This is a genomic window from Vibrio penaeicida (assembly GCF_002933855.1).
GTDB classification, from domain to species: domain Bacteria; phylum Pseudomonadota; class Gammaproteobacteria; order Enterobacterales; family Vibrionaceae; genus Vibrio; species Vibrio penaeicida_A.
Window position 1 is genome coordinate 54,085 of record NZ_BFAQ01000016.1, and the last position, 26,897, is coordinate 80,981.

The 26,897-nt window shown below is 44.5% G+C and carries 22 protein-coding genes; 17 read left to right on the forward strand and 5 right to left on the reverse strand.

From position 1 onward, the window contains the following. Positions 1–22: 22 nt before the first annotated feature. The 3 genes from VPNCDNU1_RS09455 to VPNCDNU1_RS09465 all read right to left on the reverse strand — a co-directional run bounded on the left by VPNCDNU1_RS09455 (position 23) and on the right by VPNCDNU1_RS09465 (position 2,731). Positions 23–277: a DUF3624 domain-containing protein gene (locus tag VPNCDNU1_RS09455; protein WP_104400108.1), complete on the reverse strand. Its 255-nt coding sequence runs from the start codon at positions 275–277 to the stop codon at positions 23–25. Between the two features lie 188 nt (positions 278–465). After that, entirely contained in the window at positions 466–1,917 is a 1,452-nt protein-coding gene (locus tag VPNCDNU1_RS09460) for a dihydrolipoyl dehydrogenase (protein WP_104400109.1), read from the reverse strand. A gap of 82 nt (positions 1,918–1,999) precedes the next feature. Then, positions 2,000–2,731: a glutathione peroxidase gene (locus VPNCDNU1_RS09465; RefSeq protein WP_104400110.1), complete on the reverse strand. Its 732-nt coding sequence runs from the start codon at positions 2,729–2,731 to the stop codon at positions 2,000–2,002. A gap of 179 nt (positions 2,732–2,910) precedes the next feature. Between VPNCDNU1_RS09465 and oxyR the strand changes: the two genes are divergently transcribed. Then, positions 2,911–3,792, forward strand: coding sequence for a DNA-binding transcriptional regulator OxyR (gene oxyR / locus VPNCDNU1_RS09470; protein WP_101114073.1), 882 nt, complete (start codon positions 2,911–2,913; stop codon positions 3,790–3,792). Positions 3,793–3,887: 95 nt separating this feature from the next. Here the strand turns inward: oxyR and VPNCDNU1_RS09475 are convergent, their stop codons facing one another. After that, the gene (locus VPNCDNU1_RS09475; RefSeq protein WP_104400111.1) at positions 3,888–6,383 is read right to left on the reverse strand and encodes a penicillin-binding protein 1A; all 2,496 of its coding nucleotides are present in this window, start codon (positions 6,381–6,383) and stop codon (positions 3,888–3,890) included. Positions 6,384–6,527: 144 nt separating this feature from the next. Between VPNCDNU1_RS09475 and pilM the strand changes: the two genes are divergently transcribed. From pilM to VPNCDNU1_RS09540, 13 genes are all read left to right on the forward strand, one after another. Then, positions 6,528–7,544, forward strand: a complete 1,017-nt coding sequence (gene pilM / locus VPNCDNU1_RS09480; protein WP_104400112.1) for a type IV pilus assembly protein PilM — start codon at positions 6,528–6,530, stop codon at positions 7,542–7,544. Then, positions 7,537–8,097 (forward strand): PilN domain-containing protein, encoded by a 561-nt coding sequence (locus VPNCDNU1_RS09485; RefSeq protein WP_104400113.1) that lies wholly within the window; start codon positions 7,537–7,539, stop codon positions 8,095–8,097. The genes pilM and VPNCDNU1_RS09485 overlap by 8 nt, the downstream gene beginning before the upstream one ends. After that, on the forward strand, positions 8,094–8,681 hold the full coding sequence (locus tag VPNCDNU1_RS09490) for a type 4a pilus biogenesis protein PilO (RefSeq protein ID WP_101114080.1): 588 nt from the start codon (positions 8,094–8,096) through the stop codon (positions 8,679–8,681). Before VPNCDNU1_RS09485 ends, VPNCDNU1_RS09490 begins: the two co-directional genes overlap by 4 nt. After that, a complete protein-coding gene (locus VPNCDNU1_RS09495; RefSeq protein ID WP_104400114.1) occupies positions 8,674–9,186 on the forward strand; it encodes a pilus assembly protein PilP in 513 nt (170 codons plus the stop codon). Before VPNCDNU1_RS09490 ends, VPNCDNU1_RS09495 begins: the two co-directional genes overlap by 8 nt. 45 nt (positions 9,187–9,231) lie before the next feature. Next, a complete protein-coding gene (locus VPNCDNU1_RS09500) occupies positions 9,232–10,950 on the forward strand; it encodes a type IV pilus secretin PilQ (RefSeq protein ID WP_371410784.1) in 1,719 nt (572 codons plus the stop codon). 188 nt (positions 10,951–11,138) lie between these two features. Further along, positions 11,139–11,657 carry a shikimate kinase AroK gene (gene aroK, locus VPNCDNU1_RS09505; protein ID WP_101114086.1) on the forward strand — a complete coding sequence of 173 codons (519 nt, stop codon included), beginning with the start codon at positions 11,139–11,141 and terminating at the stop codon, positions 11,655–11,657. Positions 11,658–11,679: 22 nt separating this feature from the next. After that, entirely contained in the window at positions 11,680–12,768 is a 1,089-nt protein-coding gene (gene aroB / locus VPNCDNU1_RS09510) for a 3-dehydroquinate synthase (protein WP_104400116.1), read from the forward strand. A gap of 30 nt (positions 12,769–12,798) precedes the next feature. After that, positions 12,799–14,313, forward strand: coding sequence for an AAA family ATPase (locus tag VPNCDNU1_RS09515; protein ID WP_104400117.1), 1,515 nt, complete (start codon positions 12,799–12,801; stop codon positions 14,311–14,313). Between the two features lie 69 nt (positions 14,314–14,382). Beyond that, positions 14,383–15,216 carry a Dam family site-specific DNA-(adenine-N6)-methyltransferase gene (locus VPNCDNU1_RS09520; protein ID WP_104400118.1) on the forward strand — a complete coding sequence of 278 codons (834 nt, stop codon included), beginning with the start codon at positions 14,383–14,385 and terminating at the stop codon, positions 15,214–15,216. A 75-nt stretch (positions 15,217–15,291) separates the two neighbouring features. Beyond that, positions 15,292–15,966 carry a ribulose-phosphate 3-epimerase gene (gene rpe, locus VPNCDNU1_RS09525; RefSeq protein WP_104400119.1) on the forward strand — a complete coding sequence of 225 codons (675 nt, stop codon included), beginning with the start codon at positions 15,292–15,294 and terminating at the stop codon, positions 15,964–15,966. 67 nt (positions 15,967–16,033) lie between these two features. Beyond that, positions 16,034–16,726, forward strand: coding sequence for a phosphoglycolate phosphatase (locus VPNCDNU1_RS09530; RefSeq protein WP_104400120.1), 693 nt, complete (start codon positions 16,034–16,036; stop codon positions 16,724–16,726). Positions 16,727–16,853: 127 nt separating this feature from the next. Then, entirely contained in the window at positions 16,854–17,870 is a 1,017-nt protein-coding gene (gene trpS, locus VPNCDNU1_RS09535) for a tryptophan--tRNA ligase (RefSeq protein ID WP_104400121.1), read from the forward strand. Between the two features lie 398 nt (positions 17,871–18,268). Then, a complete protein-coding gene (locus tag VPNCDNU1_RS09540; RefSeq protein WP_104400122.1) occupies positions 18,269–20,872 on the forward strand; it encodes an ExeM/NucH family extracellular endonuclease in 2,604 nt (867 codons plus the stop codon). A 58-nt stretch (positions 20,873–20,930) separates the two neighbouring features. Here the strand turns inward: VPNCDNU1_RS09540 and VPNCDNU1_RS09545 are convergent, their stop codons facing one another. Next, complete coding sequence (locus VPNCDNU1_RS09545; RefSeq protein WP_104400123.1) at positions 20,931–21,821, reverse strand: LysR family transcriptional regulator; 891 nt, start codon at positions 21,819–21,821, stop codon at positions 20,931–20,933. Positions 21,822–22,159: 338 nt separating this feature from the next. Here VPNCDNU1_RS09545 and VPNCDNU1_RS09550 point away from each other — a divergent pair, with 338 nt between their 5' ends. The 3 genes from VPNCDNU1_RS09550 to VPNCDNU1_RS09560 all read left to right on the forward strand — a co-directional run bounded on the left by VPNCDNU1_RS09550 (position 22,160) and on the right by VPNCDNU1_RS09560 (position 26,526). Next, positions 22,160–22,996: a TauD/TfdA dioxygenase family protein gene (locus VPNCDNU1_RS09550; RefSeq protein ID WP_104400124.1), complete on the forward strand. Its 837-nt coding sequence runs from the start codon at positions 22,160–22,162 to the stop codon at positions 22,994–22,996. Beyond that, positions 22,993–24,450: an FAD-binding protein gene (locus VPNCDNU1_RS09555; protein ID WP_104400125.1), complete on the forward strand. Its 1,458-nt coding sequence runs from the start codon at positions 22,993–22,995 to the stop codon at positions 24,448–24,450. The genes VPNCDNU1_RS09550 and VPNCDNU1_RS09555 overlap by 4 nt, the downstream gene beginning before the upstream one ends. A 228-nt stretch (positions 24,451–24,678) precedes the next feature. Then, positions 24,679–26,526 (forward strand): L-tyrosine/L-tryptophan isonitrile synthase family protein, encoded by a 1,848-nt coding sequence (locus tag VPNCDNU1_RS09560; RefSeq protein ID WP_104400126.1) that lies wholly within the window; start codon positions 24,679–24,681, stop codon positions 26,524–26,526. Positions 26,527–26,897: the final 371 nt, after the last annotated feature.

The following is a 26,897-nucleotide window of genomic DNA, read 5'->3' on the forward strand; positions in this document are numbered from 1 at the left end:
TACAATAGAAGCCGCGCAGAAATCAGCGCGGTTTTTTATTGCGAGCTTGCCAAGGAAAAATTACAAACCTCATCCACAAGTGCATGGCAAGTAAGCCATTGAAAGCAAAGCCAGCAAAAATTAACGTCACAGACTGAATACTATTGGGGGATTCTTTTAAGATGAACCACCAAATAACCCAACAGACAACCGAAAGTACGGTGAGTTGATCCATGCATCGCTGGCAACGGCCTATTTTCTTCCAAAACCAGTTTTCTTGGCATGTTCGACACGGCATAAAGTCGCTTTTCGTTAAATAATTCTTTCAAGAATTATAGCTAAACGAATTGCGTATCATAAGGATGCAAGTTCAAATTTAGATGAAATTAATATGAAAAGACCCTGACTCTGGAGAAAAGTCAGGGTAAAAAAGGACTTAGAAGCAATTTCTTATTTTAAGTAGTGTACTTTGTTGGCTGGGTTGAATTAACAACCCGGACCGCAATCCAAGCAGTGCTCAATCATTTCTGGACCAAGGTGTAACTTGGCATTTAAGTCACGAAGTGCTGTTCGAACCCCTTCTTCAATCACAGGGTGATAGAAAGGCATGTCCAGCATTTCAGATATGGTCATTTTGTTTTGGTGAGCCCAGGCTAGAAGGTGAGCTAAATGTTCTGCATTCGGTCCCATCATTTCTGCACCTAAGAATCGACCTGTACCTTGTTCCCCGTATACGTGCAAGACGCCTTTATTGCGCAGCATAACGCGAGAGCGACCTTGGCTTTCGAACGACACTTCACCCGTTGCAAAACAACCGCAGTTACCTAAACGTTGAGTGATCTGTTGAAAAGTTTCACCCACCATTGCGATTTGAGGATCCGAGAATACTGCGGAGATAGAAGAACGACGCAGCCCTGCTCGGATGTCTGGGAAGCGACCCGCATTATCGCCTGCAATACGACCTTGATCGGCGGCTTCGTGAAGCAGCGGGATCTGGTTGCTTGCATCGCCAGCGATAAAGATATTTTCAACTGACGTTTGCAGTGTGTAGTGATCTGCTTTTGGGACACCTCGATCATCTAAATCTATATCCGTATTTTCCAGATCCAGTTTGTCGACATTCGGGCGGCGACCCGTTGCAGCCAATACGTAATCGGTAACGAAGGTTTCAAGCTCGCCGTCGTGATTAATAAATTGGATCTCAACCTTATCACCGACGCGCTTCATGCTTTCGACTTTGACATCGGCATCTAGGTAAAACTCTTCACTGAAAGCTTTGTTAGCGTAAGCCATGACTTCAGGATCGGTTAGCGGACCGACTTGCCCACCTAAACCAAACAGCTTGACATCAACCCCTAATCGGTGGAGTGACTGCCCTAATTCCAAGCCAATTACCCCTGGTCCAAATACCGCGACAGAGCCAGGAAGATCATCCCAATCAAACACATCATCATTAACGATAAGGCGATCGCCTAACTCATTCCAGACACCTGGGTATGCAGGGCGAGAACCTGTGGCAATCACAATTTGTTGCGCCTTTACTTCAGTATGTTCATCGATGATCAGGGTGTTGTTATCGACGAATTTTGCATAGCCCGATATTTTGTCTTCTGCTGGAATGTCATCCACACCTTCTAACACAAACCCGACGAAGCGATCACGTTCGCGCTTTACTCTATCCATTACTTCACGACCATTGATGACGATCTCACCTTGTGGGTGAATACCGAAGCCTGGTGCTTTTTCAATTTGGTGAACACTTTCAGCAGCTGCAATGAGCAATTTAGACGGCATACAACCTACGCGAGCACATGTTGTACCGTAAGGGCCGCCTTCAATCATCACGACATTTGATGTATGCGCTTTTGCGGTTCGATATGCGCCTAGACCAGCGGTGCCGCCACCAATAATCGCTACATCAACATTCAGTTGTTTCATAATGGATTCTCTTTAATGTCGGTTTGGAATGAAAAGCCCGAGTTTCCTCGGGCTTAGTTCAGGAATACGTCGTTACTTTGGATTACTTAAGAAGAAAGCTTTCGAGTTCTTCACTGCCACCAATGTGTTTACCACCAATGAATACTTGTGGAACTGTTGCGCGACCGGTGATAGCTCGTAAGCTAACGGTTGTTGCATCTTTACCCAGAATCACTTCTTCATATTGAAGACCGTTATCAATCAGATTTTGTTTCGCCTTCGCACAGAAAGGGCAACCTGGCTTTGAAAATACAGTGATGGATTCCTGAGTTTTGTAATCCGGAGCGATATAACCAAGCATAGTATCTGCATCCGAAACCTTGAACGGGTCACCCGGCTCGTTTGGTTCAACGAACATCTTCTCAACAACGCCATTCTTCACCAGCATGCTGTAGCGCCATGAACGCTTACCGAAGCCGATGTCATTTTTATCGACTAACATGCCCATGCCATCAGTAAATTCGCCATTTCCGTCTGGGATGAAAGAAATGTGCCCTGCTTCTTGGTCTTCTTTCCAAGCATTCATAACAAAAGTGTCATTCACAGACATACAGACGATTTCATCGACGCCGTGTTCTTTGAATACAGAGAACAGTTCGTTGTAGCGTGGTAGGTGGCTTGATGAACATGTTGGCGTAAATGCACCGGGTAAGCTGAATACGATGACCGTCTTATCTTTGAAAAGGTCATCTGATGTCACGTTTACCCAAGCATCGCCTTTGCGAGTCGGAAAAGTGACCTGTGGTACAGTTTGACCTTCTTTTGATGCGAACATGTTGGTTTCCTCTTTGGATTTTTGAATTCTTACGTGTAGCCGACCTTAATCAGCGTAGCTGGCTTTTGTTTATTCAGCCTGTTTCGTTTTGTTGAGTCCATTATTCAACGATCGGGTTGATAGCTCCAATCGTTTATTGTTATGGTATTGATAGATAATTTCTATTTTAGGGTGGAAAGATGAACATTCGTGATTTCGAATACCTAGTGTCTCTCGCTGAGCACAAACACTTTCGCAAAGCTGCAGAAGCGTGTTTTGTTAGCCAGCCCACGTTGAGTGGTCAGATTCGCAAGTTGGAAGATGAGTTAGGGACAGCGCTTTTAGAGCGCAGTAGCCGCAGAGTATTGTTTACCGAGTCGGGTTTGCAGCTTGTGGATCAAGCGAAGAGAATTCTGGGTGAAGTGAAGTTATTTACCGATATGGCAACCTTGCAAGGCAAAGAGATGAGTGGTCCTTTGCACATCGGCTTTATTCCTACGGTTGGTCCTTACTTGCTCCCTAAAATCATTCCACAGCTTAAAGAACAGTTCCCAGACTTAGAGTTGTTTTTACATGAAGCGCAAACCCATCAGCTTGTTAGGCAACTTGAAGAAGGGCGGTTAGATTGTTTAGTGTTGGCTTCGGTTGCCGAGACGGAGCCCTTTAAAGAGTTGGATCTTTACAACGAACCCATGAGCGTTGCTGTACCTTGTGATCACGAATGGGCAGAACGAGATGAAATAGACATGCTTGAACTGAATGGTAAGACCGTTCTTGCATTAGGTGATGGGCATTGTTTACGGGATCAGGCGCTAGGGTTTTGTTTTGCTGCGGGGGCGCGTGATGATGAACGCTTTAAAGCTACTAGCCTTGAAACACTGCGAAACATGGTTGCCGCAGGTGGTGGCATTACCTTGTTGCCTGCATTGTCGGTTCCCGCTGAGAAAAAGCGTGATGGCGTATGCTACGTACGCGCCAGTAACCCCCAACCAAGCCGTCGCATAGTGTTGGTTTATCGACCGGGCTCTCCGCTTCGAAACCGTTTTGAACAGCTGGCTGAGAGTATTTCAGAGCTTGTATAAAAAAAGGGCTGGTGATTATTGGGAATTAAAAAAGGCGCTGATGCGCCTTTTTTGTTTTATACGAGTGTAGGGGTTACTGGAGTTAACTCGCTCGTTTAAAACAGCTCTTCACCATCCTCGCTGTATATGGCTTCGCTTATCGGATCGTGAGCGTACTCTCTTGGCTCCGTTCCACGTCTGAAATATTCAAACATGGTTGAGTCGTCAGATTTGTTGGTAAGCAACCCTGATTCCGCATCAATTCGGGTACGAATGATACCCGCAGGTAATTTTTTACGGACGGCGGGGACATCTTCCAGTGCAACTTTCATAAAATTCACCCAAGCTGGTTGGGCTGTTTTCGCCCCCGCTTCTGCTCCGGTAATTTGGTCTTTACCTAAGTTCGGGTTTACCACACTGCGACCGAGCTCTCTTTGGTGATTATCAAAACCGACCCATGCAATGGCCACCATTCCTGGTGCGTAACCGTTGTACCATGCGTCTTTAGAGTCGTTGGTGGTTCCTGTCTTTCCGCCCACATCGCGACGCCCTAATTTCTTAGCCCGCCAGCCAGTGCCATTCCAGCCAGTGCCTTTACGCCAGTTACCGCCACCCCAAACGTTGCTGTACATCATCTCGCGCATTAAGAAGGCGGTTTGCTCTGAAATAACTTGAGGTGCGTAAGGGGAGTCGACATCCTGCTCCTCAAATTCGTTACTTTTTTGGACTTGGCAATCTTTGCGGCACACCACCTTTGGATTCGCTTCCAATATTGGTCTACCAAATGCGTCTTCCACACGGCTTATGTAGTAGGGCTCGACAAAATAGCCGCCATTCGCGAAGACAGAATAGCCTTGAGCCATTTTCACTGGAGTTAAACTACCCGCCCCTAACGCGATGGTTTCAGAGCGAGGAAGTTGTTCTTTTTCGAAACCAAATCGAGTTAGGTAGTCAATCGACTCGTCCAATCCAACTCGACGTAATATTCGTACAGCCATGACATTCTTTGACTGAGCAAGTCCAACGCGCATACGAGTAGGACCTGTGTATGTCGGTGGCGAGTTTTTCGGACGCCAAGCAGTGCCTTGGCTTTTATCCCATTTATTGACTGGTGCATCGTTAATTAAGCTTGCCAGCGTCATGCCTTTATCGATGGCGGCGGAGTAAATGAATGGCTTTATGCTAGACCCTACCTGACGAACAGATTGAGTGGCGCGATTAAACTTACTGTGAACAAAGTTGAAACCGCCAACCAATGACACAATGGCACCATCATTTGGATTCATTGCGACAAATGCAGTATTGGCGTCTGGTACTTGAGCAAGCTTCCAAGCCCATTGCTGCTCTAGTTTGTCATCACTTGCCGGAAGCGAAAGCTTGCGCACCCAAATTTGATCTCCGACGGATAAAATTTCCGACGCTTTTTTCGGTGCACTACCTTGGCGTTTGTCGCTTCTAAATTTACGAGCCCATTTCATCGCATCCCAATTGAGAGACGAGAAGTTTTGGTTTTTAATGTAAATCTTAGCGGATTTGTCTCCGACTTCAGTAACGATGGCTGGTATGAGTTTTCCATAAGTCGGAACTGTGCGTAGGTGTTTACGCATTTTGTCCTCAGTCCAAGGCACCTCACCTGTAGCCCAAAGCTCTTCTTCTGCGCCGCGATAACCGTGTCTTTCATCGTAGCCTAACAAATTATTGATAGTGGCTTCATTTGCAGCTTGTTGCAGCTTGGAGTTCACAGTTGTGTAGATTTTCATCCCTGATGTATAAGCATCTTCACCATAGTTTTCTAATGCCCAAGAGCGTGCAATTTCAGCAGCATAAGGTGCACTGAGTTCGATTTCTGCGCCGTGGTATTTTGCCACAATGGCTTCAGAACGAGCTGAATCGTATTGCTCTTGAGTGATGTACTTTTCATCAAGCATGCGCATCAGGACGACATTTCGACGTTTAGTCGCACGTTCTACGGAGCGAATTGGGTTAATGCTAGAGGGGGCTTTTGGCATTCCAGCCAAAGTCGCAAGTTCACTTAAAGATAAGTCGTTTAATTCTTTACCGAAATAGACTTGAGCAGCCGCCCCAAATCCATAAGAACGATAGCCAAGAAAAATTTTGTTGATGTACAGCTCTAGAATTTCTTCTTTAGTTAGAAGCTGCTCAATGTGGATTGCGATGAAAATCTCTTTGATTTTCCGCATGATCTTTTTTTCGTTAGTAAGAAAGAAGTTTCTCGCCAACTGTTGGGTAATCGTACTTGCCCCTTGTTTCGCTGAACCTGTTGTTGCAACAACAATAGCGGCACGAACTATACCAATCGGGTCAATACCGGGGTGATCGAAAAAACGGCTATCTTCGGTCGCAATAAGCGCATCAATGAGCTCTTGAGGGATGTCGTCGTGTGCAACAGGCACTCGACGCTTTTCACCAAATTGTGAGATCAGCTTTCCATCTTGACTGTATACCTGCATAGGAGTTTGCAGTTCTACGTCTTTTAGTGTTGCAACATCAGGGAGCTCAGGTTTTACATAAAAGTAAAACCCAATAATTGTGGTCACTCCCAAAATGGTGCAAACCAATGAAAATATTAACAAATGCTTTATGAACTTCACCGGAGAATCCCTGTTTAATTTGGCTATCTGGTTACATATCTTCTGTTACTGCGTTAAAACGTCAGGATTATTTTTTGGATATGTCTTAAACAACTCGTTTTTCCAACTTGCCGAGTGTAACACTCTTTTAGGAGCCAAATCGCCATGGGTAGATCTTTAGTAATTGGCATCGATTTCGGTCATCACAGTATTAAAGCTGTTGCAATGAAGCCTATCGGCGAACTAATGCAACTGGTTGGTTATAATGAGCTTAATGTACCCGAAGATATTTTCTCTGAAAACCATACCCTCGATTATCAGAAGATTGTAAAGAAACTCAAAGAACTTAAAAAGGGTTTACCTCTTTTTAGTCATCAAGTCGCAGTTTCCGTACCTGATAAAGCCGTCATCAGCAAAGTGCTTCAAATTGAACAGGATATGGATGGGAGAGAGCAGGAGTTCGCTGTCCATCAAGCGTTTGGTCAGCAGTCGCCAATCCCACTCGAAGAATTAAGCCTCGACTTTATTGAAGTAGACCAAAAGGTCACCACTCGCAGTTCGACATCTACTTTCCAAGTTTATGCAACACGTAAAGAAGTGGTCGACTCTCGCGTTACTGCATTAACGAAAGCGGGTTTTAAGCCTTTGACGATTGATGTACATGCCAATAGCTTGTTGAAAGTATGGCGCTTAGCTAGCCAAGTTCATCCTGATAGAAGGCAGTGGATGCTGGTGGATATCGGCTTGAATCAAACATCTTTGTGTACTGTCGCAGCAGGCAGAACGCCTTTCTATAAAGAAATCCCATTCGGCACTCAAAACGTTGCGCAGTCGCAAGCCATGTCTGATGCCATGACACTGAGTAGCGACTCAGTTACTCAGAGCTTTGTAAAAGATCTTGGTGAAAAGCTACAAAGACACATCAGCTTATACAATTCCGTAAACCCTCAACAAAACATAGATGGTATTTGGTTGAGCGGTGGAGGAGCTAATTTGGTGGGTATTGCTGACATGCTCAGTAAAGAACTTCGACTCGAAGCCGCTCCCTTAAATCCGTTTGGGTTGGTTGAAAATGGCACTAAACAGTCGGTTAAGCAATTGTCGGATTCTGCTGCCTACGGCGTGGCAATGGGATTGGCAATTAGTGGTGTTGAGTGGCTAAAAGGAAATCACCATGCATAACATCAACTTATTGCCTTGGCGCGACGAGCTGCGTGCCAAATATCGCCGTCAGTTCTTTTCTTATCTTGCTGCTGCGATTTTGGTTGCCTTTGGTATGCAATGGGGCATTGGGTTGTATTTCTCTCAGCAAAAAAGTATGCAAGAAGAGCGCAATGCCGAACTGACTCGGCACATCTCTTATCTTGACCAGCAACTGAGTGGGCTAAGCCAAGTCCGCGATCAGCATGAATCTATCCTAACTCGGTTGCGCTCGGTCGAAGCGCTCCAAATAAAACGAAATAAAACAACCGATTTTATGTCTCTGTTACCTGATGCCATTCCACCTGGCGTCTTTGTCGATAAAATTGAAATGAACGATTTTGAAGTAGAAATTAACGGCATCAGTGACAGCACGGCCAATATCACAACCATGCTCGATCTATTGGAGCGTTCAGCCAAACTCGCTGACGTGGAAATGCACTCAATTGTGTCGGGGAAGAAGTTATTTGGCAAAGTGTTTAAGACGTTCAAAGTGTCGTTTGTATTTGCCCCTCAAAAGGATGAAGAATCATGATTGATTGGCAAGACCTTGATTTTGAAGACTTGCCAGAATGGCCACTTCCCGCACAACTTTTGGTGTTTGGGCTTCTTTTTCTTTTGATACAGGCGCTAGGCAGCTGGTTTTATCTTGCGCCAATGAATGAAGAATTAGAGCAACTGCGCCAAAAAGAACAAACCCTGAAGAGCACGCTGATCATCAAAACCAATAAAGTGGCAGCACTGCCTAAATTGGAAGAGCAATTAGATGAACTTAACAGCCGCTATGACTACTTGTTAAAGCAATTACCGGAACAGAAAGAGTTGGCAAGTATGCTTGCATCTGTCAATGAGTTAGGTATTCAGCATGGGCTAACGTTTACTCGTATTGATTGGGGTGAGAAGCAAAATCAAGAATTCTTGTATCGATTACCTCTAAACATTGAATTGACAGGGACTTACCAAAATATTGGCGAGTTTTCTGCGGCGATCGCCAACTTACCTCGCATCATAAATTTTGATGATGTTGATTGGCAGAGAGTGAGCCAGGAAAGCAGCACACTGCACTTTAGGGTAAGGGCATATACATATCAGTTTAAACCGGAGGTGAGTGATGAATAAGCCGCTGATGGGGCTGGTCGTAATTGCAGCTTTAAGTGGATGTCGTGCCAACCACGAACCGCTTCAGGACTTCATATTAAAGACACAAGCCAACGCTTCTACGCAAGTATCTAAGCTACAAGCAGAGCAGTCGTTTAAGGCCAGTGAATATGAGCCAGTAACGGCCCGCGTTCCTTTTGCCTTACCTAAAATTGCGGTTGTTGAAACTCAGCCATCTTTGGTTAAGGACTGTTGGCAACCAACCTCTCGAAGGAAGAATGGGAAATTAGAAAGGTTTGCCCTTACTCAACTCAAGTTAAAAGGAGTTATGGGGAGCGGCAAAAAAGTATCGGGCATTATTCAGGTGCCTGATGGTCATGTCGTCAAGGTAAAACAGGGACATTACCTTGGTTTAAACAATGGCAAGGTGATTAACATTACTCCAAAGCACCTGACGATTCAGGAGACATTACCTGATGGGTTGGGGTGTTGGCAGCAGCGTAACGTGAAACTCGCATTGAAATAAATTTTAGGATTTAAGATTAAAAGGGAAAAAGTCAATATGACGCAGATGTATCGTCGTGCTTTGCTTATCTTTATAGGGTTATTTGTTGCGACTGGAGCGTCTGCTCAATCCAATGAATTTGTAGGAATTGATTTTAGACTCAATAAAGACAAGCATGCACTGTTGGTGATTGAATTGGCGTCTAACGCAGCGGCTGTTGATATTCAGCCAATGCCCGATGGCTTGAATATCTCCTTACATGAAACCAGCGTAGAAGATGAAAAGCTATTTGTTGTAGATGTAGCCGACTTTTCTACCCATGTCGAAAGTGTCGAGGTGTTTAGAGAAGGTTCAAATACTCGCTTATTTGCCACTACGAATGCGGCTTACAATTATGATTATCGATTGCGTGATCGCTTTCTCGAGGTCACGGTTTCCGCTAAACCGAAAGATGAGCCAGAGCAAGCCAGTATTCTTGAAAAAGACGGCAAGCTTATTTCGATCAACTTTCAAGACATCCCAGTTCGAAGCGTGTTGCAGCTCATAGCGGACTACAACGGGTTCAACCTTGTTGTCTCTGACTCCGTATCGGGTAACCTCACATTAAAAGTAGATGATGTCCCATGGCAGCAAGTGCTCGACATCATTTTGAAAGTGAAAGGGTTGGACAAACGCGTTGAAGGTAATGTGATTTTGGTCGCCCCGAAGGAAGAGTTTGATAGCCGAGAGCAACAAGATCTCGAACAGGAGCGTCTGGCACAAGAACTTGGCTCGTTGGAGTCAAAAATTATTGAAGTAAAGTTCGCCAAGGCGTCTGATATTGCCGATATGATTGGCGGCCACGGTGAAGTATCGATGCTTTCTGAGCGCGGAAGTATTTCGATAGATGAACGGACAAATGCTTTGTTAGTGCGCGATTTGCCTGAAAATATCGCCGTTGTTGAAGACATTGTCGAATCTCTAGATATTCCTGTTAAGCAAGTTCAAATTGAAGCGCGTATTGTCACTATTACGGAAGGGGAAATTGAGGAACTAGGGGTTCGTTGGGGCTTCAGTTCGACTAGTGGAACCAATACTGTTGGCGGGAGTATAGAGAACAATCTTGCAACCGTTGGGCTTTACCAAGCGGGCGGTGGTTCTGGTGGTGATTCAGGTGGAGAAGGTGAAGGTGGAGGTGGCAGTTCAACCATTGATGACTTCCTTGCCGTCAATTTAGGCGCAACAAATAAAAATGCGGCAAGTATTGCGTTTCAGGTTGCAAAACTTGGGACGGATACATTATTGGACCTAGAACTATCTGCACTCCAAACGGAAAACAAAGCGGAAATCATTTCCAGCCCAAGGCTGATTACGACCAATAAAAAACCGGCTTATATTGAGCAGGGTACCGAAATTCCATATCTTGAAGCTTCTTCTAGTGGTGCGACGACAGTGTCATTCCGAAAAGCGGTATTGAGCTTGAAAGTAACGCCTCAGATTACGCCAGACAACAAATTAGTGCTGGATCTGAGTGTAACGCAGGATAGACCCGGTAAAGTCGTAAAAACAGGGAACGGCGAAGCCCTTGCTATTGAAACTCAGAGAATTGGTACTCAAGTTTTAGTAGATAACGGTGAAACAGTTGTTCTGGGAGGAATCTATCAGCAAAGTGTGACAAATACCGTCGATAAGGTGCCACTTTTGGGTGATTTACCCCTATTAGGCGCACTTTTCCGTCGAAGTTACGAAAATTTAGGGAAAAGCGAATTGCTGATTTTCATTACGCCGAAAGTGGTTCTACAGTAGTGTTTGGTCAGATTCTCAATCATCGACAAAAAATAAGGTTGCATTCAAGGCATCATAATTGAGATAATTTTGGGTCTGATCACGAATTTATCTGTGAGGAAAAGGTGCCTTGAAGGCTTTCATATAGTGCCAATCTGGCTTACTTCAAGGCGATGTCATTGAATTAACGTTGTAAATTACTGCTTAACATGGCTGAAAAACGTAACATTTTTCTTGTTGGCCCAATGGGCGCCGGCAAAAGTACAATTGGTAGACACCTAGCTCAGCAACTTCATATGGAGTTTGTTGATTCTGACACGGTTATCGAAGAGCGCACAGGCGCTGATATAGCTTGGGTGTTTGATGTGGAAGGTGAAGATGGCTTCCGCCAACGCGAAGAAGCGGTCATCAATGATCTAACGGAGCAACAAGGTATTGTTCTGGCGACAGGTGGCGGCTCAGTCAAAAGTAAAGAAAACCGCAACCGTCTATCGGCTCGCGGTGTGGTTGTGTATCTAGAAACCACAATCGAAAAACAGTTAGCACGCACGAATCGCGATAAAAAGCGTCCTCTGCTGCAAACTGATAATCCTCGAAATGTACTTGAGTCTCTGGCTGGAGAGCGTAACGGCTTATATGAAGAAGTTGCCGATTACGTAGTACGTACCGATGATCAAAGTGCAAAAGTAGTAGCCAACCAAATCGTAAAAATGCTAGAAGAACGTTAAGTTCAATTTCGGAGAGCAAACCATGGAACGGATTACGGTCGATCTTGGTGAGCGTAGCTACCCAATATCTATTGGTGCCGAGTTATTCAAAGACTCGGCGTACTTTTCTAACATATCTTCAAAGAAAGTTGTTGTTATCAGTAACGTAACAGTGGCTCCTCTTTATGCGGATACCATCGTTAGTAAGCTTGAGTCTCTTGGCCATGAAGCCAAGTTGCTTGAGCTACCTGATGGAGAGCAATACAAAAATCTAGACACGTTCAATACCATCATGACGTTTTTGCTTGAGGGCAATTACGGACGTGATGTGACGGTCGTTGCTCTAGGTGGTGGTGTAATTGGTGATTTGGTCGGATTCGCGGCAGCGAGCTACCAGCGCGGTGTCGACTTCATCCAAATTCCGACTACATTGCTGTCTCAGGTGGATTCTTCTGTCGGCGGAAAGACAGGAGTAAACCACTCGCTTGGCAAAAACATGATTGGTGCATTTTATCAGCCCCAATCTGTAGTGATTGATACCGATTGCTTGAAATCTTTGCCTGAGCGCGAGTTTGCAGCAGGCATCGCTGAAGTTATTAAATACGGCATCATATACGATGGCGAGTTTTTTGCGTGGCTTGAAGATAACTTGGAGCGATTGTACGCGCTGGATGAAGAAGCGCTGACGTATGCCATTGCCCGTTGTTGTCAGATAAAAGCCGACGTTGTTGCTCAGGACGAGAAAGAGTCCGGTATTCGTGCACTGTTGAACCTAGGACATACATTCGGACACGCTATTGAAGCGGAAATGGGGTATGGCAACTGGCTTCACGGAGAAGCGGTTTCATCAGGTACTGTAATGGCTGCAAAAACGGCGTTATTGCAGGGAATGATTGATCAGCAACAGTTTGAACGAATCCTATCTATACTTAAGAAATCCCGTTTGCCAGTGCATACGCCTAACAGTATGAGTTTCGAAGACTTTATCAAACACATGATGCGTGATAAAAAAGTACTTTCGGGCAAGCTCCGTTTGGTGCTGCCTACGGGTATCGGAACGTCTAAGGTTGTATCAGATGTTCCAAATCATGTTATTGAGCAGGCGATCGACGCATGTCGAGTAAGTGAGTAATACGCCTGCCGATTACCAAAGGTGGCGTCAATGAGTCTTGCTCATGAAATGCGAGTACTGGAAATAGAAACACAGACGGAGCTGCTGGACAGAGTGCAGCTCCTGACTCGTTTTGGCTCCAACTTAATCAATATCACTGGTAATTCAGGTTCAGGAAAAACCTGGCTTGCTCAGCGCTACCTTGAGGCTTGGGCATCTGAAAAGAACCAATCCCTCCTTCTCTGTTTTCCCACACAATCGGATGAGCAGCAACGCGCAATGATGCTCAATCAGATAGTGTCCGACCCCCTATTTAATGAACACGATACAATCATCGACAGCTTTTCTCGCTTAGTCGGTGATGAAGCATGCGATGTCGTGTTTGTCGTAGACGACGCTGAACTATTAAGTGAAGACTTGCTCGCCGAGTTGTGGATGCTGGTCATTGAAGCTCAAAATCACCCTAAATGGTCAGTGAATGTAGTGCTTTTTTCGAAAGGGGATAGCTTAGAGCACATTTTGACTCGCATTAGCTATGGTCAAGAAACCAAACCTATCGATTTCGAAATAGAGCCACTCAGTTCAGAAGAAGCCATCGCATTCACTGAAGCATTAGTTATTCGCTATACCGTTGGCGAAGACGCAAAGAAGAAAGTTCGTAAATCTATCGCAAAAACACAGCGACTACCGGGGCAGCTAATGGAATTAGGAAATAAGAAAGTGGAAAGAAGAGTCATCATCCGCTCAGTGATTGAATCACCTATTCGAATTGCTATCGTCGTATTACTGCTGCTTTTGCTGATAGGTGGTGGATACTGGTGGTACTTAAGTCAGCCCAATTTGCTAGATGGCATTGATTCTGAAAACGGAAATGAGGCATCACAAAGCTTGGCAGTAGAAGGCGACAGCGTTTCAAATGGTTCCGGTGACGAACTTGTATCTGGGGTCAACCTAGATGACGTTACTGCCGATAACGGTTCAAATACTGGCAGCGACAGCAACGATGATTTTGCAGCTTTGCCACCGCAAGTGACCGACCAAACTGCGGAAGTTGGGCAAAGTGATGCCGGAAAACGCGTTGTGGTTCCGTCTGACGTTGTAGATGCGTTGTTACTAGATGAAAGACCACCGCAAACCGTGACTATTATCGATGATGCAATTGAAGACGCTAAAACTGATGCGATTGCCAATGAAGAAGTCAGCCAACAACCGCCAGTCGAAACTGAGACTGTGACTGAAGAATCAGCCCCTAAAGCGCTTACTTTTTCTTATGCGAGAGATGAATTGTCTGCGGTGTCTTCTAGAAACTACACACTTCAACTTGCCGCGCTGACCTCCAAAGAGGAAGTGCAAGAATTTATCGACTTACACCAAATTCAAGAAAGTGTTCGAATTTATCCAACGGTTCGAAATGGCACCGAGTGGTTTATCGTTACCTACAAAGATTTTCCAACCATTCAGCAAGCACGTGATGCCGTTTCTGAATTGTCTGTTGACGTTCAAGCTTTGGGACCTTGGGCAAAATCCATGGTTCAAGTTCAGAGAGAGATTGAACGTGGGAAATAACGCTGAGCTTTGCTGCAAAATATGTTACATTCCGCAGCCTTATTTTGAGTAGTTGGAATTGAACGGTCGATGAAGAAACAACGTGCCTTTCTAAAGTGGGCTGGTGGTAAGTATGGCTTGGTGGAAGACATCCAGCGCCATCTTCCTCCTGCTCGAAAACTGATAGAGCCTTTCGTTGGTGCGGGCTCCGTGTTTCTCAATTCCGATTACGATCACTACCTGTTGGCAGACATCAATCCTGATCTCATCAACTTGTATAATCTTCTCAAAGAAGAGCCTGAAAAGTACATCGAAGAAGCCAAGCGTATGTTTACGCCTGAGCACAATCGAAAAGAAGTCTACCTTGACACACGAGCGCAATTTAACCAAACAGACGATGTTCTGTTTCGCTCGGTTGCTTTCCTATACATGAACCGTTTCGGGTTCAATGGTCTGTGCCGCTACAATAAAAAAGGTGGATTTAACGTTCCTTTTGGGTCTTACAAAAAGCCTTACTTTCCAGAAGATGAATTAATTTTCTTTTCTGAAAAAGCGAAGAAAGCCACGTTTGTGTGTGAAGGGTATGCTGAAACCTTTAGTCGAGCTCGCAAGGGCAGCGTGGTGTATTGCGATCCCCCTTATGCCCCTTTGTCTACCACTGCCAACTTCACCTCTTACGCAGGAAATGGTTTTTCTTTGGACGACCAAGGAGAGCTGGGTGAGATTGCCGAAAAAACAGCAAAACAACGAGGCATTCCCGTTCTTATTTCGAACCACGATACCGCATTGACTCGCCGTCTTTACAAAGGGGCAAAATTGAATGTGGTGAAAGTGAAACGCACGATCAGTCGTAATGGTGCGGGTAGAAATAAGGTCGATGAATTACTTGCATTGTTTGAACCAGTAGCCCCTGAAAAAGAATAAATTCTGGGATCTCTTCTCACTGTTGGGTAGAATTACGAGCAATAGTTACTCGAATTTCCAATATTGAGGTCAGGTATGACAGACTTTCTCATCGCCCCATCTATCCTTTCTGCTGATTTTGCGCGCTTAGGCGAAGACGTAGAAAAAGTGCTTGCCGCTGGTGCGGATGTGGTGCATTTCGACGTAATGGATAACCATTACGTGCCTAACCTCACGTTTGGTGCGCCAATTTGTAAAGCGCTTCGCGATTACGGCATTACCGCGCCTATCGACGTACATTTGATGTGTGAGCCAGTCGACCGACTCATTCCAGATTTCGCAAAAGCGGGCGCATCGATGATTACTTTCCATGTCGAAGCAACCAATCACGTTGATCGCTCTCTGCAGTTGATCAAAGAGCACGGCTGTAAAGCGGGTGTGGTATTTAACCCTGCCACGCCGCTGCATCATCTGGATTACATCATGGATAAAATTGACATGATTTTGTTGATGTCTGTGAACCCAGGTTTTGGTGGTCAATCTTTCATTCCTAATACACTGGATAAGCTTCGCGAAGTACGTAAACGTATTGATGCTTCTGGTCGCGATATTCGCCTTGAAGTTGATGGTGGTGTGAAAGTGGAAAATATCCGAGAAATCGCAGAAGCCGGTGCGGATATGTTTGTTGCTGGAAGCGCCATTTTTGATAAGCCGGATTACCGAGCTGTGATTGATGAAATGCGCGGCGAGCTTTCCAAAGTGAACCGTTAAGTGGTCAGATAACGTAGATTGAATGCAGTGCTCAGGCGCTGCATCACTTTTTAGGAATAGAGAAAATATGTCTTTAAATGGAATCAAGCTCATTGCTTTTGATTTAGATGGAACCTTGCTAGATAGCGTCCCAGATTTAGCCGTTGCTGCTGATCAAGCAGTACAAGATCTAGGCTTTGCCTCAGTGAGTGAAGAACAAGTGAGGGATTGGGTCGGCAACGGTGCGGATGTATTGATTTCACGAGCACTTTCCCAAAGCATTCAAATCGATTCAAATTTGTCGCCGGAAATCATTCAAGAAGCACGCAGTAAGTTCGATGATTACTACGAGAAGGGAGGGCATAAGCTCAGCCACTTGTACGCAAACGTGCGTGATACTCTGGTGAAGTTGAAAGCAGCGGGATACACGTTGGCGCTAGTGACAAACAAGCCATCTAAATTTGTCCCAGAAGTGCTAGAGCAGCATCAATTGTCTGAGTTGCTTTCCGATGTGCTAGGTGGCGATGCCTTCCCAGAGAAAAAACCCGATCCGGTTGCACTCAATTGGTTAATGCAGAAACACGATGTTAAAGCCGATGAAATGCTGATGGTCGGTGACTCAAAAAATGACATCTTAGCCGCTCAAAATGCAGGCTGCCATTCGTTTGCACTGACATACGGTTATAACCATGGCGAACCTATTTCAGATGCGAATCCAGATTTCGTTGCAGACAATATTGCTGAAATTTTGAATATTGTGCCAGTCGCCGAGTATTCGTAACGAAATACCCAGTTTGCACTAGTAAAATACTTGCCAATGAGTACACTGCTTAGACGCACGCCTTTTCGCATAAGGGCGTGCGTTTCTTAATTTAGACCTATTTGAAATGAGCAAGGAAACCATCCCCATGAGCAAACCCATCGTATTGAGTGGTGTTCAACCGTCAGGTGAACTAAGTATCGGTAACTATTTGGGTGCTCTACGTCAATGGCAACAAATGCAAGACGATTACGATTGTCAGTACTGTGTAGTAGATCTTCATGCAATTACGGTTCGTCAGGACCCGAAAGCACTCCATGAAGCGACACTTGACGCGTTAGCAATCTGTCTGGCTGTTGGTGTTGATCCGAAGAAGAGCACGCTATTCGTTCAGTCACATGTACCCGAGCATGCTCAATTAGGTTGGCTTCTTAATTGTTATACGCAAATGGGTGAGCTGAGCCGTATGACTCAGTTCAAAGACAAATCTCAGCGTTACGCCAACGACGTGAATGCAGGTTTGTTTGGGTACCCTGTATTGATGGCAGCAGATATCCTTTTGTATGGTGCTCACCAAGTACCAGTGGGTAACGACCAAAAGCAGCATCTTGAATTAGCACGTGATATTGCAACGCGCTTTAACAATATCTACAGCCCTGAACAGCCAATATTCCAAGTGCCTGAACCGTACATTCCTACCGTGAATGCACGTGTAATGAGCCTTCAAGATGCGACGAAGAAAATGTCTAAGTCGGACGATAACCGTAAGAACGTTATTACTCTGCTGGAAGAGCCTAAATCCATCTTGAAGAAGATCAACAAGGCGCAAACCGATGCGGAAACACCACCGCGTATCGCACATGATTGGGATACGAAAGCTGGTATTTCTAATTTAATGGGGCTTTATTCGGCGGCAACGGGTATGAGCTTTGCAGACATTGAAGCTAAGTACCAAGGCGTTGAAATGTACGGGCCATTTAAGAAAGATGTGGGTGAAGCTTTAGTTGCAATGCTTGAGCCAATTCAGTCTGAATACAAGCGCATTCGAGAAGACCGTGCTTACATGGATAGCGTAATGAAGCAAGGTGCGGAAAAAGCCTCTGCTCGCGCTGCCGTCACACTGAAGAAAGTGTATGACGCTGTAGGCTTCGTTTCGCGCGCCTAGATTTTTCTAGCACGTATCCTTTTTCTAGCGGTATTGGGTCACTTAAGTTCATCCAATAATTCAGTTAAAATTATTCAAAGCCCTTGGTGAAAACCAAGGGCTTTTTTGTATTTGTCCCCCTTCGATTTCCTCATTTTTATTGCTCAATATAACCTTCATCAATCATTCCATTTCTTGTCATATTCTCTAGTTACTGTTTCTGTTGAAACTTGGGTTTTGATTCAAGTATTTACTCTAATAGTGCGATTGATCTCTCGAATGAGTGAGTGAATGCTTTTGTCAGTTACATAAAAAGTAAACACTTCGCACGTTACCGGATCCGGTGACATTCCAAATTTGTGATATAGAACTGCTACGGATGAAAGCGGTCGACACATCCTTAGTACAAGAGGTGGACAATGGAAACCAAATTAACACGGACATTACTCGCGCTTGCTATCAGCGGGGCATTTGCTGCGCCTGCGGCTGCGGATATTGTGCTCTCCCAGTATGTTGAAGGTGGTAGCTTTAATAAGGCTATCGAAATTGCGAACACCAGTGATGTCGCAGTCAGCCTCGATGGCTTTCAGCTTGCGAAATCGACAAACGGCGGCGGTACATGGGGAAGCAGGCTTTCCCTAAGTGGAAAAGTGATTGCTGCAAAAGATGTACTTGTGATTTCTCACGCTAGTGCAAGCGCCGCTATTCAAGCCGTAACTGATGAAAACAGCTCGGTCGCGAATTTCAATGGCGATGACCCGATTGCCTTACTTAATTCAGATGACTCAATTCATGACATTATTGGTGTGATGGGGGATGTGGACTTTGCAAAAGACAAAACGCTGGTTCGCAACTCCGATAGCATGACACCGTCATCAACCTATCAAGCCAATCAATGGACAGTACTTGGAAAAGACAACATTGATGGATTGGGTGAATTAGATGGTGGCACACCACCAGTCGCATTCAACTGTACGGTTGATGGACAAGCGCCAAGCTTTACGTCTATTCAAGACATTCAAGGTGAAGGCGAAACTTCTCCTTTCATTAGTGGCTACCCCTACATTACAGAGGACGAATACTTCGTTCGGGGTGTTGTGAGTGCAGTAACGACGGGACTGACGAAAGGCTTCTATCTACAGGCAGAATCAGACGATAACAATCCGAACACATCAGAAGGTTTGTTCGTTCATACGGGTGAGAGCAGTATTGCGCTTCAACCTGGTGACGTTGTCTGTGCCCGAGGTAAGGTCCAAGAATTTTACAATCACACTCAGCTAAAAGTTGAAGGTGGGAAGTACGTTAAACAAGACGAATCTTCCGTACCGAGTGCCACTGAGATCCAGATTGCAGATAGCGACGCCAATTTTGATGAAACTCTTGAGCGCTATGAAGGCATGTTGGTGAAAACTTCACAAGATCTCGATATGCGTGTGACGCGTACATTCGGGTTTGACTATGCGGCTCGTCGAAACAACATGGTTCTGGCACAGGGGCGTCCAAATACGCAGCCAAACCAAAATAATGCAGCGGGTTCTGATGGCGCTAAAGCACAATCGGAAGAGAATGCGCAACGCCGCTTGTACGTTGAATCCGATGCCAAAGCACCTAATGGCGTGATTCCATACTACCTAGACTTTGGTCGCACTGATGCAGACCAAGACGGTTCAACCGAAGATTACATTCGTATTGATGATACCGTTATCGGTCTTGAAGGCGTGATTGCCTACAGTTTTGGTGATTATCGCCTAATCGCGACCAATTCGTTAACCAACGACAACTTTGTTCACAACGACCCGCGCACAGAGAAACCAACTCTTGAACGCGGTGGTGATTTACGTATCGCAACATTCAACGTTTTGAACTATTTCAATTCACCATTTGGTGGCGACTCGAATCAGCATGGTAATAACCGTGGTGCGAGCAACCAAGGCGAATTTGATATTCAAGAAGCGAAAATCGTCGATGCTATATTGCGATTGGATGCCGATATTATCGGATTGATGGAAATCGAAAATAACGGTTTTGGTCAAGGTGCAGCGATTCGCCAGCTTGTTGAAAAGCTGAATGAAAACATCGACAAAAAACGCAAGCGTTACAAGTTTGTATCTGTTGATTCGAATGCTGATGGCATGACTGACGAAATGGACTCAGTCGGTACAGATGCCATTACAACCGGTGTGATTTACCGCAGTTCGAAAGTGAAACTGAAGAAAACCCGTGTTATTCCAATGCCTCGCCAGGTGGCTCCAGAAGTATTGGATGACGATGGAAAAGTGATTGAAGACGGTAAGAATTACCAACGTGATAGCTTAGCGCCAACGTTCAAAGTGAAAGGCACCAAGCACAAGATCACTGTTGCGGTTAACCACTTCAAATCGAAAGGGTCAAAATGTTGGGAAGATGCCGCTCCTGTAGACCAAGGTGGTCAAGGTGGTGCGGATCCTGACAAACAGGGCTCTTGTGAAGCGTTCCGAGTCGCGGCTGCGGTTGCACTTGGTGATGCGTTGGACGAGATCAAAGGTCACAAAGTGATTCTTGGCGATCTCAATGCCTACGGCAAAGAAGATCCATTGCTGGTGTTAACGGATTACTCTCAAGAGAAATACGGCAAAGAGATCAAAGGCGCGCGTAACACCTTTATTGGTGACAGTGAGCAGTTTGGTGACAACGGTGCAGTGATCAACCATAACTACGGTTACGTCAACGCGGTTGAAATGAAGCATCCAAACAGCTGGAGCTATTCATTTAATGACGAGGTGGGCGCGCTGGATCATCTACTGATCAGTAAGAGCCTGAAGAAGAAAGTGGTCGACGCAACAGATTGGCACATCAATGGTGGTGAATCGACATTGTTTGACTACAACGATGAGTTCAAAGGTGATTTTCCTAAGTATCAAGATCACTTCCGCTCTTCGGATCACGACCCTGCGGTTCTTGATCTGAATATGCGTGGCGCATCGGCTGGGTTTGCAGGCTTACTTGCTTTATTCGGCTTGGGTATGTGGCGTCGTCGTCGATAGAACCTAAAACACCATAAGCATGATATTCAAAAGCCAGCGTTTGCTGGCTTTTTGTCATCTATGTCTGAACAGTTTCTATAAGGTAATCAATGAACAACCTTAAGCGCGGCGCCAAATTCTTACGGCTGGGATAGAGGATGTTCATGGTTGGTCCTTTTTGGAAGTAGCTTGGAAACAGCCGAGTGAGGTTAGGATCATCAATCTGCTCTGCCAAAAAGTTTGCGATAAGCCCTATCCCCATTCCCTGTTGAATCAACGACATTGAGCCCAGTGGGGCATTACAAATGTGCTTTGGATAGGTTTTGATTGCCTGATGCTCGCCTTCTAGGTTAGTGAGAGTGAGGACATCGTTTGGTAAGTTGGATCGTGTTAACGAAACCCAATGATGCTTCTCTATATCTCTAATACAGTTAATATTGGGTGAGGCTTCAAGGTAGGTTTTACTGGCGTATAGTCCTAGTTCAAAGGGGGCGAGTACTCTTCCAACAAGAGAGGATGCAGTGAGTTCTCCAATCCTAATAACCAAATCCAGCTTTGATGCCACAGGGTCTTGCACGCCATCATCCAGTTGAATGTCGAAGGTAACGTTTGGGTAACGTTCTGAAAACTGAGCAATCAGTGGGCTCAGCAAAAAAGCGCCCACATCAATGGTCGTGCCAATGCGAATTGTGCCACATACCTCTGACGCAAGGTGGTTTACCGAGCTAAATGCTTCTTCTGCGACTTTGAGTAAGCCGCTACTGTATTGATAGAACGTTGTCCCTTCGGTGGTGAGGTTGATTTTTCTCGTTGTGCGATGAAGCAGTCGCACATTTAGTGTAGATTCCAACGACGTAATTTGTTCGCTTACTTTCGATTTTGCCAACCCCAGTGATTCACCAGCCATTGTAAAAGAGCCGCATTCTACGACTTTGTTGAATATTGCGATTCGTTTTAATTCATTCAACATGATTGTTCCCTTATTGGTAACTTTGGGTTCTTATTTTGTTATCTAGTCAAAATCTGAATTTGCGCAAATAATGAGTTTGGTATTTAGATTCAAATAAATATATTTGGTTTATACAAATACAAAAATATAACAACAAACTTCATACTTAATTTAAATATTGAGATCTTACTTCCTGAATCTCGGGAGTATTAAAATGAATTCAGCAATGTCAATGCTCTTAATTTTAGAGTTTTGTAAATATTCATATATCACTAATTTATTTAATTTAATTATCTGATGGTATTTTTCGTCGTTTAAATATACCGAGAATCAGAACCTACCGAAAAAGGTAATATGTTATGAATTATAAGATAAGCCACCTTGAGCCATTTGGCGTACTTGTTGAACCTTTAAATAATCAGACCAGTGTAAAAGAGTTAGATATTGAAAAGCTGCGAGATTTGTTCCGTCAGAAGCAACTGGTTTTGCTTCGAGGCTTTGATAATTTCGAGGCGTCTGACGATTTTGCCGACTATTGTGAAAACTGGGGTGAAATCAGCATTTGGCCATTCGGAAAAGTACTCGATCTGATTCAAAAAGAAGATCCTGGCGACCACATATTTGATAGCAGCTATATGCCGATGCATTGGGATGGCATGTACCGACCACAGGTACCTGAATATCAAATCTTTCAATGCGTACAAGCACCGAAGCCAGGGCAAGGGGGAAGGACAACGTTCACCAATACCATCATGGTATTGGAAAATGCTCCAGACGAACACGTTGAATTTTGGAAGAAAGTCGTCGGTAACTATGAAAGGAAAATGGAGTTTTACAATAGCAAAACCGTTTCCCCCATTATTACCAAGCATCCCCTACATAATCACGATGTCATTCGCTATAACGAGCCTCATTTTGAAGAGCGAGGCGACTTGCTTAACCCGCCAAATACTCAATTTACCGGTATCGCCCCAGAAGAAGTGGAATACTTCCATCAAACGCTGCGACAAGCGCTATACAGCCCAGATAATTTTTACGCGCACGAATGGCAAACTGGCGACATTGTCATTACCGATAACTTTAACCTTTTGCATGGCCGTGAAGGCTTTATTTCTCAATCGCCTCGCCACATTCGACGTGTGCAAGTGTTGAGTAACCCTCCGTATGACAATCCAAGCTTGGAGTCTTATCAATGACGAAACATACAACAGCAGATCAAACCACTGATATCTTAGTTATTGGAGCGGGTCCCGTGGGGCTTATGTGTAGCTACCTCGGGCAACGTTGTGGGTTGAGCACCATTGTGCTTGATAAATCACAAGGTCCTTTAGAAGTTGGGCGAGCTGATGCGCTGAATGCGCGAACTCTGCAGTTACTTGAAACTGTAGATTTGTTTGATGACTTGTACCCACTCGGAAAACCGTGCAATACCAGTTCGGTTTGGGCGAATGGCGAGTTTGTTTCCCGTCAGTCTTCATGGTGGGAGGAACTGGAAGGGTGTTTCCACAAACACTTTCTGATGCTTGGTCAGTCCTTTGTGGAGCAATTATTGGATGGCAAACTCAAGGCTTCTAGCAACGACGTATTGCGTTCAACGTCGGTAGAAAATATCGAGCTTAACGAGCAAGGGTGCCTAACCACGCTCACAAACGGTGACACTATTCAGTCTCGATACATCATTGGCGCTGATGGTTCACAATCTTACGTACGTCGTTTTTTTGATGTGCCTTTCGAAATCATCAGACCACAAATTGTGTGGGCTGTGATCGATGGGGTTTTGGATACCGATTTCCCGAAGGTGCCTGAAATTATTGTCTTTCAAGCCGAAACGTCCGACGTTGCTTGGATCCCAAGGGAAGGTGAGATTGACCGATTCTACATCCGTATGGATACCCAAGATTTCACCATGGAAGAAGCCATCGAAAAAATCAATCGGGCAATGCACCCACATACGTTGAGCTTTAAAGAAGTGGAGTGGTTCTCGCAGTTCTCCGTTAAAGAATCGGTAGCGGAAAATTTCTTTGTACAAGACAGAGTTTTCCTTGCTGGTGACGCAAGCCATATTCATTCTGTAAACGGGGGACAGGGGCTTAATACCGGTCTTGCGGATGCATTTAACTTAATGTGGAAGCTTAATATGGTGGTCAACCATGGTGCTGACGAAAGCTTACTGAAAGCCTATGAAGACGAGCGAAAACCTGTGGCGAGAAGTGTGATAGACAGTTCTGGGGAACTGGTGCGATCTACTAAGTATTCTGAAACGGGCACACACGCACAAGACTACGTAAAGATTGTCGAGAAGCGAGCAGGCAACATCACTGGTATGGGAATTCGATATAGTAAAGAAGGACTTGTGGGTTCGCGCGTATTCGATTTCGGGATTCATCATGCTGGTGCTGATACACGCCTGTACAGCCTTTTGGACTACACCAAGTTTACGCTACTGATTGTCGGTGAGTGTGAGCCTCCAAAAGCGTTGCCTGATTTTGTACAACTGCTTCACTTACACAAAAATGGCTCGCAAGGTATGCCTTGTGAAGATGACTCTCCCTATGAGAATCGAGTGGTACTCATTCGCCCAGATGCGTACATCGAGGAAATAGCGCCACTAGAAAACATTCATTCTGTGTTGGGTAAATTTAAACACTAGAGAGTGAATTCTTCATTCTGTTCTTATTATACAGTCAATATTCAAGATGAACCTTTTTGTTTGAACTTATTTATTATTACAAAATTGAGATATTGGTGCATGTTCACTATTTGAAATTGTAATAATTGATTCGATATTTTTAATGATTTAAACATAGTCGGTTTTATCTTTATTAATTCAATTAAATTCTCTTTTAAGAGTATCTAATAAATAATTGAAGGGATAATCATGCTCGATATTCAACGTGAACAATGTGTAGAGAATATTTCTTTTATATTGCTCAACCAACTTCTTGCTCAAACGAACGCCAGTTTTGATGGTTTAGTAAAGCTAAAAAATCAGATACGCAATTTTGTTTCCAATGAAAGCCAAATTCAGCTCTTACTGCCTGCTTTCCCATGCAAAACCAATAATCTGGATAAAGTCTTGGGTCATAAGCCTGATATGGGGGAGTACTTAGTATTAAGAAAATTCGTGAAAGCCATTCGGGATATCCAAGCGGTCTATGAGCCTGGCGTGACCTTCTATGTCTTTTCGGATTATCACACATTCTCCGATTACATTTCTGTCGATTTAGAGCACCACTACGACTACTCCGATGATTTGAGGAAAATGGTTGAGAATATGAACTGTAGTGAGAGCTTGAAAGTCGTGAACTTTGAGCACTTTCCAGCGTTCGATGACTTGAATGATGAGCAATATTTCCAAGGGCTGAAACACAAGTTCGGAGACAGCCACTACGAAGAAAACTTCTCAGAACTGAAAAAACGCAATAACAAGATGAACAGTACCTATCTAGGCTTAAAGAAGTTCATGAATCAGGATCAGAAGCATATTTTGTCTTCGTTTTCTTACAAAGATAGGCGCAAACGTCTAGCGGACATCGCTAAGGGAATGATGGTTCAAGGAAAAGCGCTGGATAATTTTTTGCAGCAGAATTTTGGTGAATGTATTCGTCTGAGTATTCACGAGCACCCTATGGTCGGGAAGAAATATTCTCTGTTCCTCTTTGATGAGCGCCAGTTCAAAACGCCTTGGCACAGTACTCTCATGTTTGATGCACTTAGCGGAAAATACGTTATCGACTCGCGAGAAAATCATCTCAACGGTAAAGGTGCGGTTTTGTCGGTAACTTACGAGGGCACTCCATGGTGCTACATTAAGCTAACGGCTCGCACTGACACGACAGAGCACACACTGAGACAGATGAAGGCAATATTAAGTCGAGAAAAGTCAGGGCTCATTTTAGAGTGCATCAATGGCAGCTGCTCAGTGTCAGATCTTTCAAATAAAGAACTGAATAACTTGGTGAAGGAGTTTGGTACTGTCACGCTTAAAGGCTTTACACAGTTTAATGAGCCTGCGGAAATGGAAAATTGGTATTGCGAACGAGGTGCCGTTATTCCATGGCAATTTGGTAACGTACAGATTATGACGTCGCTCCAAAAAGCGCAAACCACCTTGCCTTTGCACTGGAATCTAATGTGTCCTCCTGCCTATATGGAAGTGAGCCAAACCAAATACAATTATGAAGACTATACACCGAATGAATTTGCTCTGTATTGCCATCAGAACACGGAAACTAAAGATTCAATGATTGCCGTTGATGCAGCACTTGCCACACTCACTATCGATGGAAAGGAGCGTGAGATACTGCGAAATACTCATCTTGGCTATACCTCTCAGGCTCATTATTCAAACGGTGAAAAGATGGTTCATCCAGTTGTTTTCCGGTGCCCGACAAGCCAGCAGGACATTGTTCGTTGGGCGCAAAATGGCGAGCATACGATGTCGGAAGTGCTTGCTCCTATCAATGCAAATATCGAATCGTCCAAGTCTTATGATTGCGTTGATGAACTCAGCGAAAGGTTGAGCCAGATCTGTTTTGACTCGCGAGTCCTTACCGAGATTGAAATGGACAAAGGCGATATCGTGCTGGTCAATAACCACTCTACGTTGCTTAGTATGCCAGCGACAAATGGGAAACGAGAACTGTGGAGAATGCAGCAGCAGCCCAGATCGGTCAATTCACCGTGGCAACCACACAACATGCCGCCGCTCAATCAGGCGAGTTAGTAGCTTATTGTATGAAAGTCAGCGTAATACTGGCTTTCTGCTTTATACCTAAGCATCTTGAGGTGACTTGGGGATATACCTGTTTTCACTCTTACTTATCTATTTACAGTAAACACATTTAAAAACAAAGAAGTAGGGTCTTAATTCGCTAAAGCTGAAGTCAAATTTGTTCTATTTCAGAGTATTTTGTTTATAGGATTTCTAATACATATACAAAAGAGTGATATGCCTCAGAATCTTATGAATTACCATTCTCTCCTAATACATCCACTCAGAATTATAAGATAGCATAAGCACATTAATTGGTATGCATTCTGACTTATATATCAATATTACTGCCGTTCCCGTCTTTATATTTATAAACAATGTTT